Source organism: Gemmatimonas groenlandica (assembly GCF_013004105.1).
Lineage (GTDB): Bacteria > Gemmatimonadota > Gemmatimonadetes > Gemmatimonadales > Gemmatimonadaceae > Gemmatimonas > Gemmatimonas groenlandica.
This window is the reverse complement of record NZ_CP053085.1, coordinates 1,971,304-1,987,401: the sequence shown is the minus strand read 5'-3', so window position 1 is coordinate 1,987,401 and position 16,098 is coordinate 1,971,304. Positions and strand designations below refer to the sequence as shown.

14 protein-coding genes are annotated in these 16,098 nt (G+C 64.6%); 3 read left to right on the top strand and 11 right to left on the bottom strand.

The genetic code is table 11. From position 1 onward, the window contains the following. Positions 1 to 23: 23 nt before the first annotated feature. From HKW67_RS08390 to rpsF, 6 genes are all read right to left on the bottom strand, one after another. Complete coding sequence (locus HKW67_RS08390; protein ID WP_171224953.1) at positions 24 to 3,290, bottom strand: PD40 domain-containing protein; 3,267 nt, start codon at positions 3,288 to 3,290, stop codon at positions 24 to 26. After that, positions 3,291 to 3,674: a ribosome silencing factor gene (gene rsfS / locus HKW67_RS08385; protein WP_171224952.1), complete on the bottom strand. Its 384-nt coding sequence runs from the start codon at positions 3,672 to 3,674 to the stop codon at positions 3,291 to 3,293. A gap of 157 nt (positions 3,675 to 3,831) precedes the next feature. Further along, positions 3,832 to 4,275 (bottom strand): 50S ribosomal protein L9, encoded by a 444-nt coding sequence (gene rplI, locus HKW67_RS08380; RefSeq protein WP_171224951.1) that lies wholly within the window; start codon positions 4,273 to 4,275, stop codon positions 3,832 to 3,834. Between the two features lie 35 nt (positions 4,276 to 4,310). After that, complete coding sequence (locus HKW67_RS08375) at positions 4,311 to 5,462, bottom strand: DUF2232 domain-containing protein (protein WP_171224950.1); 1,152 nt, start codon at positions 5,460 to 5,462, stop codon at positions 4,311 to 4,313. Positions 5,463 to 5,464: 2 nt separating this feature from the next. Then, a complete protein-coding gene (gene rpsR, locus HKW67_RS08370; RefSeq protein WP_171224949.1) occupies positions 5,465 to 5,686 on the bottom strand; it encodes a 30S ribosomal protein S18 in 222 nt (73 codons plus the stop codon). 3 nt (positions 5,687 to 5,689) lie between these two features. Next, entirely contained in the window at positions 5,690 to 6,082 is a 393-nt protein-coding gene (rpsF, locus tag HKW67_RS08365; RefSeq protein WP_171224948.1) for a 30S ribosomal protein S6, read from the bottom strand. Between the two features lie 151 nt (positions 6,083 to 6,233). Here rpsF and HKW67_RS08360 point away from each other — a divergent pair, with 151 nt between their 5' ends. After that, positions 6,234 to 6,944: an SOS response-associated peptidase gene (locus HKW67_RS08360; protein ID WP_171224947.1), complete on the top strand. Its 711-nt coding sequence runs from the start codon at positions 6,234 to 6,236 to the stop codon at positions 6,942 to 6,944. A gap of 24 nt (positions 6,945 to 6,968) precedes the next feature. Here the strand turns inward: HKW67_RS08360 and HKW67_RS08355 are convergent, their stop codons facing one another. Beyond that, complete coding sequence (locus HKW67_RS08355; RefSeq protein ID WP_171224946.1) at positions 6,969 to 7,757, bottom strand: DUF3108 domain-containing protein; 789 nt, start codon at positions 7,755 to 7,757, stop codon at positions 6,969 to 6,971. A gap of 36 nt (positions 7,758 to 7,793) precedes the next feature. Then, positions 7,794 to 8,897 carry a redox-regulated ATPase YchF gene (gene ychF, locus HKW67_RS08350; RefSeq protein WP_171227596.1) on the bottom strand — a complete coding sequence of 368 codons (1,104 nt, stop codon included), beginning with the start codon at positions 8,895 to 8,897 and terminating at the stop codon, positions 7,794 to 7,796. A gap of 139 nt (positions 8,898 to 9,036) precedes the next feature. Here ychF and HKW67_RS08345 point away from each other — a divergent pair, with 139 nt between their 5' ends. Then, positions 9,037 to 9,369, top strand: coding sequence for a four helix bundle protein (locus HKW67_RS08345; protein WP_171224945.1), 333 nt, complete (start codon positions 9,037 to 9,039; stop codon positions 9,367 to 9,369). Positions 9,370 to 9,497: 128 nt separating this feature from the next. On the opposite strand, the gene HKW67_RS08340 is transcribed toward HKW67_RS08345, so the two are convergent. Genes HKW67_RS08340 through HKW67_RS08330 form a run of 3 tightly spaced genes read right to left on the bottom strand, consistent with a single transcriptional unit; the run spans position 9,498 to position 14,599 of the window. Beyond that, positions 9,498 to 11,546 carry a sodium-translocating pyrophosphatase gene (locus HKW67_RS08340; RefSeq protein ID WP_171224944.1) on the bottom strand — a complete coding sequence of 683 codons (2,049 nt, stop codon included), beginning with the start codon at positions 11,544 to 11,546 and terminating at the stop codon, positions 9,498 to 9,500. 36 nt (positions 11,547 to 11,582) lie between these two features. Further along, positions 11,583 to 13,349 carry a M28 family metallopeptidase gene (locus HKW67_RS08335; RefSeq protein ID WP_171224943.1) on the bottom strand — a complete coding sequence of 589 codons (1,767 nt, stop codon included), beginning with the start codon at positions 13,347 to 13,349 and terminating at the stop codon, positions 11,583 to 11,585. After that, positions 13,346 to 14,599, bottom strand: coding sequence for a sialidase family protein (locus HKW67_RS08330; RefSeq protein WP_171224942.1), 1,254 nt, complete (start codon positions 14,597 to 14,599; stop codon positions 13,346 to 13,348). Before HKW67_RS08330 ends, HKW67_RS08335 begins: the two co-directional genes overlap by 4 nt. Before the next feature lie 116 nt (positions 14,600 to 14,715). Here HKW67_RS08330 and HKW67_RS08325 point away from each other — a divergent pair, with 116 nt between their 5' ends. Next, a complete protein-coding gene (locus HKW67_RS08325) occupies positions 14,716 to 16,095 on the top strand; it encodes a carboxypeptidase-like regulatory domain-containing protein (RefSeq protein ID WP_230981171.1) in 1,380 nt (459 codons plus the stop codon). The last annotated feature ends 3 nt before the right edge of the window (positions 16,096 to 16,098 follow it).

Genomic DNA, 16,098 nt, shown 5'->3' with positions numbered 1-16,098 from the left:
CCGGTTCGAACGGGGGGCGCGACTCAATAGCTGGCGCCGAAGAACCAGGTCCCGAAGCCCTTCGTGCCGGGGCGACTGATCGGTACCGCCCAGTCCCAGCGAACGATGGCAATGTTGAACAGGTTCAGGCGCATACCGAAGCCATAGCTCTGCAACAGCGCCCGCTGCTTCGAGAAGTCATACCCCTCGGGACGACTGGCCACGACCTGCTGCCCCTTCGACCAGGCCACACCGGCGTCGTAGAAGAACAGACCGTCGATGGGTGGGAGGCCGATCGGCAGACGGCCGCCGCCAAAGCTCCGGATGATCGGGAAGCGCAGCTCGGCGTTCGCGAATGCCACCCGGCTGCCAATCAACTCGACCGAGTTGCAGGACGTGCCATCGTCGGTGGGCAGGCCGGTGCAGGTGATCGCGCCCAAGTCCTCACGGTTGTAGCCGCGGATGAAATCGGGACGACCGATCCACTTCGGGAAACGGAGCTCGTCGCGACCCACCGACATGCTCGTCGAAAAGCGGGTGGCGAAGGTGACGTAGTTGAACAGAATCGGGTAGTAGCCGCGAATGTCGGCCACATACTCGGTCCACTTCCATGTGCCGACGCTCGGCTCCACCTCGAGTCGCATGCGACGGCCGGAGATCGGCCCCGTGTACCCGTACAGCGTATTATCGGTGACGAAGGCGAGATACGGCGAGATCGTGTTGGCCGACGCGACGTTGCGTGTGGGGCCGCGCTCGAATCCGGTGGCGTAGCCCTGCTGGTAGTCCACCAGACGCGTGAACGGGAACACCTGCTGATCGATGTTCTGGAAGCGCGCGCCGAGCTCGAATCGCGTGAAGCGATTGAGTGGATAGAGGCCGGCGGCGAACACCTGTCGCACGACCAGCCGGGTGATCTCCTGCGATTCCGAGAACTGATCGTTGCCGAGCGGTTCCTGGAAGTAGTTCGACAGCAGATAAATCGGCTGTTGAATCACGCCGGTGGTGTACTGCAGTCGCCGTCCGAGGCTGGTGTAGCCGACGAACACCTGCGCATCGCTGAGCTGCCCGTTGATCGAGCCCGACAAGGCGAGGCGCCGGTCGCCGAGCAGATCGCTGAGTACGACGGTGGTACCACCGAAAGTGCCTTGGCCGTAGCCACCCTGCTGATAGCCGATCGACGGCTGTGCCACGTACTCGGGCGTGAGGCGCGCCTTGTAGCGGTAGTCGCGGAACTTGGTGGAGTCGGGAAGATTGAAGTCGAAGCTGTCCATCAGCGCGCGCACGCTCACCGTTTCAGCGAGACGGGCCGCAACCGACACGGGCAGATCGTCCGACGCGCGCGCTGTGGCCCCGACAGTGGGGCGGTAGAATGACTGTCGGGCAGCGGACGTGTCCGTGAGCGTCGCGCGATTGAGATGGGCCGTCGGATCGACCTTGACCGGCGTGACGGGCCCGGCGGCGGTCGGCTTGGTGGGCATACCACCCTGCATACCGCCCTGCGCCACGACCACAGGATCGCGGTACGGCTCCTTCTTGAGCGACCGCGGATTCTTGATCTTCCAGATCGCGTGGTCGGTCTTTTCGTAGTACACGAACGCCAGCACGTCGGCGCCGCGCGCCCACGTGATCGCCGGCGACTGTTCGGCCACGGCTGTCACAGCCCCCAGCACGTTCGTCAGCTGGTAGTGCTGCTTCGCCTCGAGATCGTACAGAAAGATGTTGGCGATACCCGTGCGATCGGTGATGTAGGCCAGCGACTTGCCGTCGGGCGCCCACTGCGGATTGAGACTGCGTCCGCCCTGGCCATCGATGATCGTGACCTTCTGCGTCTCCAGATCGAGCAGCGACAGCTTCCACTTGCCGATCTTCATGATGTCGAGATCCGTGTCGTCACCGCGATCGCTGGTGAAGGCGATCGTGCGTCCATCCGGCGACCACTGCGGCTGCAGGTCTCCGTACGGATCCTTGGTGACTTGCGTGTAGCCCCCGGCGTCGAGCGACGCGATGTAGAGATCGCTCATGCCGTGCCGCATGCCGCTGAACACAATGCGACGACCGTCGGGCGAGAAGCTCGGGCTCAGCACCTGATCGAGTTCGAAATCGAACTTGTTCAGAATCTTGCGCGACTTCACGTCCATCACGTACAGCACGTCGCGTCCGCCGCTCTGACCCGTGAACGCGAGCATCTTCGCGTCGGGAGAGAACGAGGGCTGAGAATAGATGAAGCGCAGCTGCTCGAAGTCGGGATTGGTGGTCGTCTTGACGAGGCGCGCGATGCGCTTACCCGTCTCCGCGTTGGCGAGATACATGTCGGGGAACACTTCCCCGCGGAGGAAACTGCCGTAGGCGATGTACGTGATGTACTTGCCGTCGTCGGAGAGCGCCGGGGCCACGAACAGGCTGGCGATGCTGCCGGAACGCTTCTGTGAGAGCAGCGGTTCGGCAAAGCTGCGCGGACGCTGGAGTTCAGCGACCGTGGGCAGGTATTTGTTCTGCATCGCCTGCTTCCACTCGGCGCTGAGCTCGTCGAGCGACAGTCCGATCTCGCGGCGGAAGGCGCGATCGATGCCGATGCTGGGCACGGCGTTCATGATCTCGCCGATCACTTCATCGCCCCACCGCGCGCCCACGTACTGCCACACCGACAACCCGTAGCGATACGGGAAGTACTTGTCGGGGCGCTCCGTCATCTGCGAGATGGTGGGAAGCGCGTTGTTGGTGACGGCGTCACGCACCCAGGCATCGGTCCACGGGTGGTTGGGCCCGATCGAGAAGTACTCGGCGAGGCCTTCCATGAACCAGAGCGGTGGATTGACCATCGCCAGGTTCTGCAAGCCGGCGCCGGCGCGACCGCGCGAAAAAATGTCGAACTGGAACACGTGCACCATTTCGTGCTGCAGCACGTGTTCGAAGCTGGCCCAATCGCCGCTGAAGAACTGCGCCATGCGCTGACGCAGCGGGTCGGTGACACCGCCGGTGCCTTCGCCGAGGTCGCCGAAGACGTTGCTTTGCGCAAAGTCGCCCGACGAGCCGAAAATGAGGACCGGCTTCTTCTCGCGGAACTGGTGGGCCATCAGGCGCGAAAGCCGCGCGTACGACCGTTCGGCCATGCGGGCGGCATCGGGCGCCACATCCGCGATCTGCGGATAGTAGTGAATCTGGAAGTGCTCGGTTTCAATGACGCGCCAGCGCAGCCGATCGTACTGGACCTGATTCTGCCCAAAGTACTGGGCATGGAGCGGCGAGGCGATCGACATCATCGCGAGTACCAGAGCCGCTCCCCATCGTGTCCAGCGCTGCGCCTGCGGCATTTACCGGGCTCCCTGCGTGGCTTCGGTGTTCAGAGGTACCGGCGTTGCGTCGCCCCACAGCCTTTCCAGCTGATAGTACTGACGCAGCGTCGGATGAAATACATGAATGACAGTGTGCGCATAGTCGAGCAGCGCCCAGCGTCCCTGCGTGAGGCCTTCGGTCATAGTGGTAGACACGCCACCGTCCTTCAACCCTGCCTGGATGTGTTCCGCTACGGCGCGGACGTGTGTGTCGGATGTACCACTGGCAATAACAAAGAAGTCGGTCATATCCGTCACTCCACGCAAATCGAGGACGAGGATATCGTTGGCCTTCATGTCACTGGCGAGGGCGGCGGCGCGGCGCGCGATGGATTCGCCGGGGCTTGGCGGACGTTCTGCCATGTATGGAGTCGGGAGAATTCGAGTGATGAAAAGCCACCGTCTGAAAGCGGTACCCCATCGCGTGGATGAAGGTTGCGCGACGGACAGCGACTCGGACAGGGGCAAAAAAAGGGGAGTCCGAGTCCGGACTCCCCCCAATGCGGCAGTGTGATGCCGATTACTGCTTGATGATCCAGACCTTGATTTCGGGCTTCACGTCGGCGTGCAGGCGGATGCCGACACGGTAGACGCCGAGGGTCTTGATCGGCTCGTTGAGTTCGATCTGGCGCTTCTCGATGTGGAAGCCCTGCGCTTCCAGCTGATGAGCGATGTCGGCCGTGGTGACGGAACCGAACAGCTTGCCCTCTTCTCCGACGCGCGCCGCGAAGGTCACCGAGACCTCGGCCAGCTTGTCGGCGACGGTCTGGGCGGCGGCGACGCGCTCCGATTCGAGCGCCTCGAGACGACCCTTTTCCAGCGCGATGCGCTTGCGATTGCCCGTCGTGGCTTCAAACGCGAAGCCGCGGGGAATCAGGAAGTTGCGGGCGAAGCCGGCGGACACGGAGACGATGTCACCAGGATGTCCGAGCTTGTCGACGGCGTTACGAAGGATGACTTCCATGGGAGCTCCGGGTCCTGCGATAAAGGTGTGTGAAATCAGCGCGGCGACGGTCGGCGCGGTTGCGCACCGGCTCGGAAGTCACGCCAGGTGTCACCTAGCCCCAAACTGAACGTGACTGCCAACACGGCAATCACGACCCAGACTGGACCCAGGATCGGGACCAACACCACCAACGCGAGCAACGCCGGAACGGCGAGCCGGTCGGGGATCCACCAAGTGAGTACGCCAGCGCCCCGAAAGGCGTACAGCGACCCGAAAAAACAGACCAGATTGGCACCTACCGTCCGCCACTCGGCGAGCGTCGGCAACAGCAGCACGGTCACACCGACGACCAACCCCCAAACCAGCTGATCGTTGAATCGCACATCGCGCAGCGCACCAAGCGGCGGACCGATACGTACCCTCGACAAGCGATGATACGCCGCCCACCCCAACGCCAACGCCAACAGCGACTCGAGCGCCAACAGGGCCGGCGCGATCGATACCAGCGGACCCGGGATCAGTCCTCGTGCCGAGCCGGCTCCGGAGAGTGGTTCAGCCAAGATGACCAGCAGGTTTTCCATCCGGTTGGCGCGATCGGCGGCCTCGGGGAAGCGCTGCGCGAACGCGCGCCACGACTCCGTGTCCGACCGACTGCGCCAGCTTTGCAACGACTCACCGAGTCGACGCTGATACTCCCGGGAGAGCATCTGCGCCGGTCCGTCGAACAACGTGTTGCCACCATTGGTGCGGGTGGTAAACCCGGCCGCCGTGATCATGGCGGCCACGCCAATCGCACCGAGGGCTCTCATCAGGAGCGCCCGTCGTGGCGACACCAGACAGACGAGTCCGAACGAGGCGCCCAACGTGAGCGCCCATCCGCGTCCGAATGCACCGTAGCCCGAGAAGGGAAGCGGTACTTTCCAGATCACGTATCCGGCTCCCGCGGCCCAGAGAAGCGCCACCACGAGCCGGCCACCCGACCACCAGCCGATGATCGCGCAGGACGCGATCGCGACGAGCACCAGCAGGGCGAACTGTTCAACGGGGAGCAACAGCCGGATCGCTCCAGCGAGGAGCGACAGTGAAGCGGGCCAGGCCGGGGCTGCGGTGACCAGCACCATCAGCACCAGCGCCAACACGAACCACCGCCACCCGCGCTCCTGTGGAGCGGTCGCGGCGAGCTCCGACGCGACCGCTCCGGTCATACTCAGCCCGTCTGTCCCTTCACGTACGGAAGGAGCGCGAGGAAGCGCGCCTTCTTGACGGCCTTCGAGAGCTGACGCTGGTGACGCGCGTCGACACCGCTCAGGCGGCTCGGCAGAATCTTGCCGTAATCCGTGATGAAGCGGGCGAGGAGACGGTCATCCTTGTAATCGACGTAGCGGATGCCCGCTTCCGTGATAGGGCAGGGCTTCTTCTGGCGGCGCATGATTTAATCCTCGTCGTCGTCGTCGTCATCGCCCGCGCGACGGCGCGAAGCGAGCTCTTCATCGCTGAGCTTCGGGGCACCCAACTCATGCTCGGCCAGCGAGATGAGATAGCGGATGATCCCTTCGTCGAGCTTGAGCGCACGCTCGAACTCGGGAAGCACGGCGGGGGTCGTTTCAAAGCGGGCGATCGCGTAGTAGCCGGTGTCGTGGCGGCCAATCTTGTACGCGAGCTGGCGACGGCCCCAATGCTCGATCTCAGCCGGCGCGGCGAGATTCAGAAGGCTCTGCAACTTGTCCAACTTTTCCAGAATGGCCGCATCTTCGATAGCACTATCGACGATGTACACGGCTTCGTAACGCCGCGTAGGGTTGCGGCGGATTTTGAGCTTTGCCACTCGGCAATCCTCCCTGTGGTCTAAGGTGCCCCCCGAAGTGCCGATCCGCGGGAGGAGGGTCAGAGGAACGGTGATCAGTTCCAGATGAGCCTTTAAGCCTAGCCCGACCGGGGATGGAAGGGAAGGGAGGCTTGCCGTACATTGCGGCTATATGTGTGGCAGATACGGTTTCGGTAACCCCGCTCGGCTCGGGACGCTCCCTCTGGGCGTCACCTTTCCCGCGCTCGCTCCCCGCTACAACGTGGCGCCGTCGCAGGCGGTGCCGCTGGTGCTGCAGGAGGCGCAGACGCGCGAACTCCGTATGGCGAAGTGGGGGCTGATCCCGTTCTGGGCCGACGATCCCGGCATCGGCCACAAGCTCGCCAACGCCCGCGCAGACGGCATCGCCTCGAAGCCGGCCTTCCGCGCCGCCTTCAAAAAGCAGCGTGGCCTCATGCCGGCCGATCTGTTCTACGAGTGGCAAGTGGTGCCCGGCCATCAGGGCAAGCAGCCGTGGTGCATCCGGCTGCCCGACGACGAGCCCTTCCTGATGGCCGCCCTCTGGGACCTGTGGCAGCCCAAGCATGATCCCATCGCGGACCCGGTGCTCACGTGCTGCGTCATCACCACCGACGCGAACGCGACGATGGAGCCGATTCACCATCGCATGCCGGTGATTCTGCCGCTCAGTGATGTCGATGCCTGGCTCGATCCGGCCACGGCACCGGCCGACGCGGCGCGGCTCCTCCGGCCGTACGAGGGGCCACTGCACGCCTATCAGGTGAAGACGTGGGTGAACGCCACGCGGAACGACGACCCGCAGTGCGCGACTCCGCTCGTACGCGCGGACGCGCATCGCAGCGAACAGTTCTTCGACGACTGACGACGCGCCCGATGGCGCAATCGACTACTTGGTGCCGCTGGAGCCGCGCAGGTACAGGTTGAGTGAGCCGAAGCTGAGCTTCGACTTCATCTGCACCATCATCCGGCGATCGTCGTCGGTGATCCACACTTCCGCTTTGCCGTTCTTGCTGAAGATACCCTTCGTCTGAAACGTGGGCTGCAGCACGACGGTCTTGAACGTGCCACCGGGCACCGTGATCGTCTCCCGGCGCACAACGCGGATGCGCACGGGATTGCCCGCCGCCTTGAAGTAGCGTGCGTATTCGTACGACTTGCCCACTTCGAGCGGCAAGGTGCGCACGAAATACAGGAACGAGCCGTCGTCGAGCGGACTCGCCACCGTGGGCTCCTCGGGACGATCGTTTTCCTTGAACATGCCGCGCTCAGGGAAGATCTCGTAGCGACGCGTTCGCTCGTAGCTGCCCTCGTCGACATCCTGATGGTAGCGCAAGGAGTTGAGCGTGGCCACGTCGAACCACGACTCATACAAGTCGTTCACCCGATACAGCGCGAAACCGCCATTGATTTTGAACACCGTGTGCCACACGGCGCGTCCGCGCACTTCGGTGATGTCGCGCACCTCCATGCTGCCATTGCCCACCTTGAGCGAGCCAAAACGCACCTCGTAGTCGAGGCGCTCGCCAACCTTGAACGGCACCGACAGGGCGTCGGCCGGGAGTCGCTGCACGCCGCGATTCTCCGCCGAATCCGGCGTCTGTCCCGCAAGCGGGAGTGCGCGGATTGCGAACAGCATCGCGGCGCCGAGCGCCATGCGTTTCGATACGATCCTCATGGCGACGTGCTACCCATGTCAGGCAAAAAAGGTCGTTTAAACGTTGAAGCGGAAAAGCAGCACGTCGCCGTCGTGCACCACGTATTCCTTGCCTTCCGAGCGCACCGCGCCCTTTTCACGCGAGGTCTTCCAGCCGCCGTGCGTGATGAAGTCCTGGTACGAGACGGTTTCGGCCCGGATGAAGCCTTTCTCAAAATCGGTATGGATGACGGCCGCCGCCTTCGGGGCGGTGTCCCCCCGATGAATCGTCCAGGCGCGCACTTCTTGCTCCCCGGCCGTGAAATACGTCTGCAGACCGAGCAGGTGGTAGCCTCCCTGGATCAACCGGTCGAGTCCAGCCGTTTCGATGCCCAGCGAGGCGAGGAACTCGCTCCGCTCTTCGACGGGGAGCTCTGAGAGTTCGGCCTCGATCTTGGCCGAGAATGCCACGATTTCGGCATGTTCGCCGGTGGCCGCCACGGCCGCGCGGAGCGCCTTCAGATACGGCCCTTCATCACCCGCCAGCTCGGCGTCGGTCACATTCGCCGCATACAGCACCGGCTTCGCCGTGATGAGCTGCAGCCCGGCCAACGAGAGCATGTGCTCCGACGAGAGTCCGCCACGAAGCAACGGCATGCCTTCAGACAGCGTCGCGAAGGCGGCTTCCAGCGCCGGTAACTCCGCCAACGCGTCCTTGTCGTTCGCCTTGGCCGCGCGCTTCACTTTGTCGAGGCGCTTCTCCACAACGGCCAAGTCGGCGAGCGCGAGTTCGAGCTCGATCGTTTCCTTGTCCCGCGCCGGATCAGGCGAGCCCATGACGTGCGTCACGTCGTCATCCGCGAAGCAGCGGATAACGTGCACGATCGCGTCGGTCTCGCGGATGTTCTGCAGGAACTTGTTGCCCAGGCCTTCGCCCTGCGACGCGCCCTTCACGAGCCCGGCGATGTCGACGAACTGCACCGCCGCCGGCAGCGTGCGCTTGGGCTGCACAATCTCGGCGAGTTTCGCCAGCCGCGCGTCGGGCACTTCCACCATGCCGACATTCGGATCGACGGTGCAGAAGGGATAGTTCGCCGCTTCTGCCTTGGCCGAGGTCAGGGCGTTGAAGAGCGTGGATTTGCCGACGTTGGGGAGTCCGACGATGCCGAGTTGAAGCACGATTAAAAACGAAGTAGGGAGTACGGAGTACGGGGTAGGGAGTCGCGACGCGCTCCGCCCGCAGTGAAATGTAGCGGGGGGCGGGGAATTGGTGACGGCGACGGTTGGGGGCGGGGGCAGATTGGCCTTCAGGAAGCTCCTGGTGTGGCAGCGCGCGCAGAGCTTTGCCGCTGCGGTCTACGGCGCCACCACGACTATGCGAGGTCGCGACGTTGTCTCGTTGCGCAGTCAGCTACGAAGGGCGTCTCAATCGATCGCGGCAAACATCGCCGAGGGCGCCAATGCCGCCGGCGCCCGCGATTTCGCCCGGTACCTCCAGATCTCGATCGGGTCGGCATCGGAGACCGAGAGTCATCTGGACCTCGCCCGGCGAACCAGCGTCGTCGACGACGCGGTGGCGATGCCGCTGATCGACGAGGTGGTCGAGATTCGCAGAATGCTGATTGTGCTGAGGCGACGCGTGCTTGCCGGGTAGAACGAAACGGCCGCCGGTGCGCTGTGCACGGGCGGCCGTTGGAAGTGACTCGTAACTCCAAACTTGGACTCAAAACTCGAGACTCACGTGAGTCTTGAGTTTTGAGTCCAAGTTTGGAGTCGAAAGTTTTACCGCAAGAACCAGGGAGCAAGTACCAAACTCACCACGCTCATCAACTTGATGAGAATATTCATCGCCGGGCCGCTGGTGTCCTTGAACGGATCGCCCACCGTGTCACCGACCACGGCGGCTTTGTGCGGGTCGGAGCCTTTGCCGCCCAGAATGCCGCCTTCGATCATCTTCTTGGCGTTGTCCCACGCGCCGCCGGCGTTGGCCATGAACAGGGCCATCATCACACCCGTCACCGTGGCACCGGCCAGCAGGCCGCCGAGCGCCGTGACGCCGAGGAACTTGCCGACGAGCACGGGGAGCAGGATTGCCACCAGACCCGGGGCGATCATCTCGCGGATCGCGGCCTTGGTGGAGATCTCGACGCAGCGGGCCGAGTCGGGCTTCACGCCCGGCTTGCCTTCGAGCAGCCCGGGGATTTCGCGGAACTGGCGGCGGACTTCTTCCACCATGCCCTGCGCCGCACGACCCACGGCGGTCATCGTGGAGGCACCGACGTAGAACGGCACCACGCCGCCCACGAACATGCCGATGACCACCATCGGGTCGATCAGGTTGAGCGTCGTGAGATTCACGGCCGAGGCGTAGGCCGAGAAGAGCGCCAGCGCCGTGAGCGCCGCCGATCCGATTGCGAAGCCTTTGCCGATGGCGGCGGTGGTATTGCCGAGGGCGTCGAGACCGTCGGTGATCTTGCGGACTTCCGGTCCGAGGTGGCTCATCTCGGCGATGCCACCGGCGTTGTCCGAGATCGGACCGTAGGCGTCGACCGACATCGTGACACCGACCGTGGCGAGCATACCCACCGAGGCAATCGCGATGCCATACAAGCCGGCGGACGTGAACGACACCCAGATCGCCGCGCAGATGAGCAGCACCGGCACGATGCAGCTTTCCATGCCGACGGCGAGACCGGCGATGATATTCGTGGCCGGGCCCGTTTGTGACGCTTCGGCGATGCGGCGCACCGGGCCGGCGGCGGTGTAGTACTCGGTCACGAGACCGATGGAGATGCCCGACACCGTACCGGCGATGACCGCGTAGAACGGCCCGAGCGCGGGAAGGGCCGCGCCCGCTTCGGTCATCATGTTCAGCGGCACCATGTTCGTGATGAAATACGCGAACACGAGGAACAGTCCCGCGGCGATGAACGTGACCAAGCGCAAGGCGTTGGCCGGATCACCCTTGGCCAGAATCCGCATCATGAAGATGCCGATCAATGAGGCCACGAGTCCGGCCGCCGTGTACGCCACCGGCAGCAACATCGCATTCACGCGCGTCGCTTCGGGGATCAGTACACTGGTCGCCGCGAGCGCGATGGTGGCCACGATACCACCCACGTAGCTCTCGAAGATGTCGGCGCCGAGTCCGGCCACGTCACCCACGTTGTCACCGACGTTGTCGGCAATCGTCGCGGGATTGCGCGGGTCATCCTCCGGAATGCCGGCTTCGACCTTGCCCACCAGATCGGCGCCGACGTCGGCCGCCTTCGTGTAGATACCGCCGCCCACGCGCGCAAAGAGCGCGATCGAAGACGCGCCCATCGCGAAGCCGGAGATGATCTCTGCGAACGTCTTCGCATCGGCCGTGACTTCGTTCTTGGCGAGGAAGGCGAACACGATCGCGATCCCGGCGAGACCGAGCGACGCCACCGCGAGGCCCATGATCGATCCACCGCCGAACGCCACGCGGAGCGCTGCCGCCTGTCCGCTCGAGCGCGCCGCTTCGGCCGTGCGCACGTTGGCCGCCGTCGCGCCCTGCATGCCGATCCAGCCGCTGGCCACCGACAGCAGGCCACCGATGACGTAGGCAATGGCCGTCTTCACGCCGATCGCCCAGCCGAGGAGACCGGCCACGATGAGCAGGAACGGCAGAAGGACCACGTACTCGGCGCGAAGAAACGCCATCGCACCGACGTGGATTTCGTCGGCCAGGTCCTGCATGGCCTGCGTACCCGGAGAGAGGCGGCGAATACCGCCAAAGGTCAGGAACGTCGCGATGAGGCCGACGACGCCCGCGCCCAGAGATAGCAGCGGGAGTTGATCAAACATAGGGAGGAGTTGGAGGGGCGGAATGCTCGCGGAAAGCTACTGCTTGCACGTCCCGCGCGGGTCGAGCTTGGGCTGATTCACGACGGGCCGTCCCAACCGATTTCCAAGCTCGAGCGCCACGTCAGCGATCAGCTTCGCTACCCGCTCCATGTGCGGATAGTCGATGTACTGCGGCTCGTCGGTCAGCTGGTGATAGGCCGAATGGCCGCCGGTGGTGAAGAAGGTGACCGGGACGCCCCACTTGGCGTACTCGTAGTGATCGCTGCGGCAGTAGATGTTCATCGGATGCGCGCTCGCGTCCATGCCATAGTCGAACACCAAGTTGTGCTTCTTCGTCGTGTTCACGCTCTCCACCAGATCGCCGAGCTCCGTGGACAGGCGTCGCGAACCGACCAGCTGCAAGTAGTCGGGGCCTCCGCGCAAATCCTGGCCGTCTTTGGAGGTGCCGGTGAGGTCGGTGGCCGACCCACGACCCACCATGTCGATGTTGAGCTGCGCGACGATGGAGTCACGTGAAACGGTGGGGTGCGCGGTGAAAAACTTCGAGCCCCACAAGCCCTTCTCCTCACCGACGTGCCACACGAACAGCGTCGAGCGCTTCGGCTTGACCTTCATCGTGGACAGCATCTCGGCGATCTCCTGCACGGCCACCGACCCCGAGCCATCGTCGTCGGCGCCGTTGAAGATCGAGTCGCGGCGCGTGGGGCTCGACTTCCGCATCTCAGCCAACTCGGCGTTGATCTGCACGAACTGTGCGGTGTTGCCCATCTTGTCGTCGTTCTCGGCGCCACCGGGACGCACGATACGATTGAAGATCAGCACCGAGTCGTGGTCGACGGCGCGACGTGACATGCCCACGTGATCGCTGTGCGCGCCGACCGCGACGTACTGGTTCCTGAGCTTGGGGTCGCTACCGGGCAGAATAGCGACGACGTTGCGCGCCGCGAACGGCGAGGGCGTCACATCGAGCATCGCTTTTACGTTCACGCTCGTGCCGACCGTGCCGACCTTGAGTGCGCTCGCCGGCAACGCGAACAGCTTCGACATGACATTGGCGCCGACGAACAGGCGTGGACCACCGAACGCGGGATCATCGACGAACGCGCCGGCGCTCAGCACATAGCCGAATACGCCCGCCGCCTGCGCTGGCTCGACGAGGATGATACCGGCGGCGCCCGCCGGCACGTCAACCTCACCGTCGAGTGACTGCAACACGGCGTCCTGCGACGTCGGCACCGTCAGCACCACGAGCTTGCCCGCCACCTGCTCGGCCGGCAACAACGACTGCTCACCCATGACCCCGCCGAACACCACCGGCGTATCGTTGAACGTCATCGTGCTGCCGCTCTTAAAGCCCCACTCCTTACTGAGTTCGAGCGACGCGCCGCCAGCGATGAACGACGACATCGGATCGACCTTCTTGCGCTTGAGTGGCAGCGTCTGAAAGAACGTGCCGCTATCGCCGGCCGGCTGAAGCCCGAGTCGCTGCGCTTCACGCGCGAGCAACGCCGTGGCTTTGAAGCTGCCTTCGGTACCGGCATCGCGTCCCATGAGCGAATCGTCGGCGAAGATGTACAGCCGCGTCATCAGATCGTCGGCGGTAATGGCACTCTTGGTCGGACGCGGCGCGAGCTTGAGGGGCAAGGGCGTGCGCGGGGCCGGCGCGGAGGCGACCGGCTGCGACTTGGGCGCATCCTGAGCACTCACGAATGAGGACAGGGCGCTGAAGGTGAGCGTGCCTACCGCGACCAGCGTGCCGATCGACGCGGCGCGCTGCACCGCACGAAATACCACAGAACTCATCGAGCACTCGCAGAAAGAGGAAGGCGCGCCACGTGCACTTGCGGTGCGGGCTTCGTGGTCGTCCACGTGGCCAACAGGGTGTCACGCAGCACGGCGAGACGCGGGAAGCCGCTTTGCCGTGCTCCCGACGTGCGGGACAGACTGCGGGTTTCGCTGACCGTGGTGCCGGTCACGCGACGTACCAGCACCTCGGCTTCGTCGGTGCTGCGCCGTTCGAGCCAGGCCACGATCGGTTCGGCCCGACTGTCGAGTACGACCGACACGCGGCCGATCGGATCCCCTTCGTCGATCCGCACCGGTGCCCCGAAGGTCGCGCCGCCGTCGGTCGACGTGGCCGCCAGCACGCGCGCGGTGTCGTGGGCGGCCGTGTACCAGGCCACCACGATCGTTTTGCCGCTGGCGGCCACCTGTGGGCCATTCACGGGGCAGCCAGGGTAGTACCAGTCGTCCGCGTGCACCAGCACCGGCGGACTCCAGCCACCTACGAGTTCGCGCACGATGGCGATATCGCGGATGTCCTTCTCGGAGCGGTCGCGGTACACGATCACGCGGCCCAGGGTGCCCTTGGCGGTTGCCGTCTGGCAGCAATCGCACGTACGGGCGTCGAGCACCGCTTCCTTGGCAAGCGTGCCGTCTTCGCGCACGACAGCGGTGCGAACGGTCATCTCGCGCGTCGAATCCTTCATGGCGCTCTTTCGACCATCGAGCCACACCAAACCGACGTTACGGCCGCCGTCGGCCCAGAGCGACACGAAGCCATGCTCGGCGGCCAGGCCGTCGGTGTGCGGTGTCACGGGTGCGCTCCAGGTACGCCCATCGTCCCGCGATCGCACCGTGCGAATGCCGTAGGCATAGGTGCTGGTGCCTTCGCGTTCGAGCCAGTGCGCGGCGAGATCGCCGTTTCCGAGCTTCGTGATCGCGGGGAAGTCGGCCCAATTCACGAAGAACGGTCGATCGGCGGCAATCGTGCGCGACGAGTCCCAGCTGGCGCCATTCCACTTCGCCAGGCGGATCGCGAACGACGAGTCGGCCCGCTGCTCGGTCCACGACACGTAGGCCGCACCGCTGCTGTCGGTGATGACGAACGGCGTCTTGCTGCCGGGCGGGGCCGGGCTGGTGATCTCATCGACGGCGCCGAGGATGGCCGTGGAGGAGGAGGTCGTCAACTGGCCGTCGTCGGTACCGCACGCCGTAGCGGCGATCACGATGCTGGCGAGGAGCAGGCTGCGAGCGGGAGATTGGGGTAGCATGCGTATACGTTGCGCCGCGGGCGCTTCCCGATCAACCATTCGGCATCGATTAGGACCGAATCCGGGACTCGGCCGGCAGGCGATGGACCAGGAACTTTCTTCGGGGATAGCGCGTGATGCGTCGTGGATTCAGGCTGGCGATGTGGGGAGCGTCGTTGATGGTGACGGGATTGCTGGTCGTGCCCGGCGTACAGGCGCAGGTCGCGCCGGTGTCGCAGCGTCCGGACACCATTCGCGGTCTGGCCTACGACAGCTTGGCGTTTCGACCGATGGCGGGCGCGCTGATCACGGCGGAGCCGGGCGGTGAGTCGGCCGCCAGTGATTCACTGGGGCGCTTCACGATTTACAGCCGCATGCGGGTGATGCGCCTGGTCGCATTCCACGAGCGGGCCGACCGTCTCGGACTTGGTGAGCTCACGGCCACGCGTCCGGCCGCCGACGGTCCGTGGGATCGCCCGATCATCGCGACCCCCGGCATGAACACCGCCTGGGCGCGGTTGTGTGTAGGCCAGCGTCGGCCGGCCAACGGCATGGGCGGCATTCTCTTCGGTTCTACGACGGCGGCCGATGGCACCACCCGCGTGGCCGGGGTCGGCCTCGTGCTGCAGTGGCAAGCGGTGAAGAGCTTGCTCGACAGCACGCCGAAGTTCGAGTCGATGACGGTGCGCAGCGACTCGCTCGGCAACTACCTCTTCTGCGGTGTGCAGGAGTTCGGGCCGGCCGCGCTGGTGGCGTCGTCGTCGCAGTATCGTACCGACAACGTGCTGGTCGATGCCGACGCGGCGTCGCTGCGCCGAGTGGATCTGATCCTCGGCGCCACGGGCGGACCGACGGCCACGGCGACGGTGCAGGGCCGGGTGGTCGATGAGAAGGGGGCGTCGGTACCGGCTGCCACGGTGACGTTCGGCGGTTTCGCCACCGAGATTCTGTCCGGTCCCAACGGACGTTTCACGATCAACAACGTGCCGACCGGCAGCCGCATGGTGTCGGCGCGGAAGATCGGCTACGTGACCGTGGCCAAGCAGCTCGATGTGCTCGACAAGGGCGTGACGAGTCTCGAGGTATTGCTGGAGAAGGGCACGCTGGTGGAGCAGGTCAACGTGCGCTCCACGCGCATCAAGTCACGCGACGCGACGGAACTCGACGAACGTAAATCGTCGGGGCTGGGCCGATTCGTGGATTCCACCCACTTCGCCAAGTACGACCGCACGCGTCAGGCGCTCGACTTGCTACCGGGCATTCGCACGCAGGTGGGACGTTCGCCTGGTGATTTCATCATTCGTGGACGCGGCGACTGCCTGGCGTCGCTGTGGGTGAACGCCGTGCGTGAGCCGAACACCCCCGACAACATGATCGCGCGATTGCCGAAGGATGAGATTGCGGCGCTCGAAATTTTCAACAACGAGATGCAGGCGCCGGCGCGCTTTCAGACGGCGGGCAATCAGTGCGCGGTGGTGGTACTCTGGACCAAGCAGCACATCAACGCGAAACGATAACCT

What these genes read in the sequence shown, in the direction of transcription:
- HKW67_RS08330 (WP_171224942.1), bottom strand. Translation starts at nt 14,599, where the DNA reads ATGCTACCCCAATCTCCCGCTCGCAGCCTGCTCCTCGCCAGCATCGTG.
- HKW67_RS08360 (WP_171224947.1), top strand. Translation starts at nt 6,234, where the DNA reads ATGTGTGGCAGATACGGTTTCGGTAACCCCGCTCGGCTCGGGACGCTC.
- HKW67_RS08325 (WP_230981171.1), top strand. Translation starts at nt 14,716, where the DNA reads ATGCGTCGTGGATTCAGGCTGGCGATGTGGGGAGCGTCGTTGATGGTG.
- rpsR (WP_171224949.1), bottom strand. Translation starts at nt 5,686, where the DNA reads ATGCGCCGCCAGAAGAAGCCCTGCCCTATCACGGAAGCGGGCATCCGC.
- HKW67_RS08340 (WP_171224944.1), bottom strand. Translation starts at nt 11,546, where the DNA reads ATGTTTGATCAACTCCCGCTGCTATCTCTGGGCGCGGGCGTCGTCGGC.
- rplI (WP_171224951.1), bottom strand. Translation starts at nt 4,275, where the DNA reads ATGGAAGTCATCCTTCGTAACGCCGTCGACAAGCTCGGACATCCTGGT.
- HKW67_RS08375 (WP_171224950.1), bottom strand. Translation starts at nt 5,462, where the DNA reads ATGACCGGAGCGGTCGCGTCGGAGCTCGCCGCGACCGCTCCACAGGAG.
- HKW67_RS08390 (WP_171224953.1), bottom strand. Translation starts at nt 3,290, where the DNA reads ATGCCGCAGGCGCAGCGCTGGACACGATGGGGAGCGGCTCTGGTACTC.
- HKW67_RS08355 (WP_171224946.1), bottom strand. Translation starts at nt 7,757, where the DNA reads ATGAGGATCGTATCGAAACGCATGGCGCTCGGCGCCGCGATGCTGTTC.
- rsfS (WP_171224952.1), bottom strand. Translation starts at nt 3,674, where the DNA reads ATGGCAGAACGTCCGCCAAGCCCCGGCGAATCCATCGCGCGCCGCGCC.
- HKW67_RS08335 (WP_171224943.1), bottom strand. Translation starts at nt 13,349, where the DNA reads ATGAGTTCTGTGGTATTTCGTGCGGTGCAGCGCGCCGCGTCGATCGGC.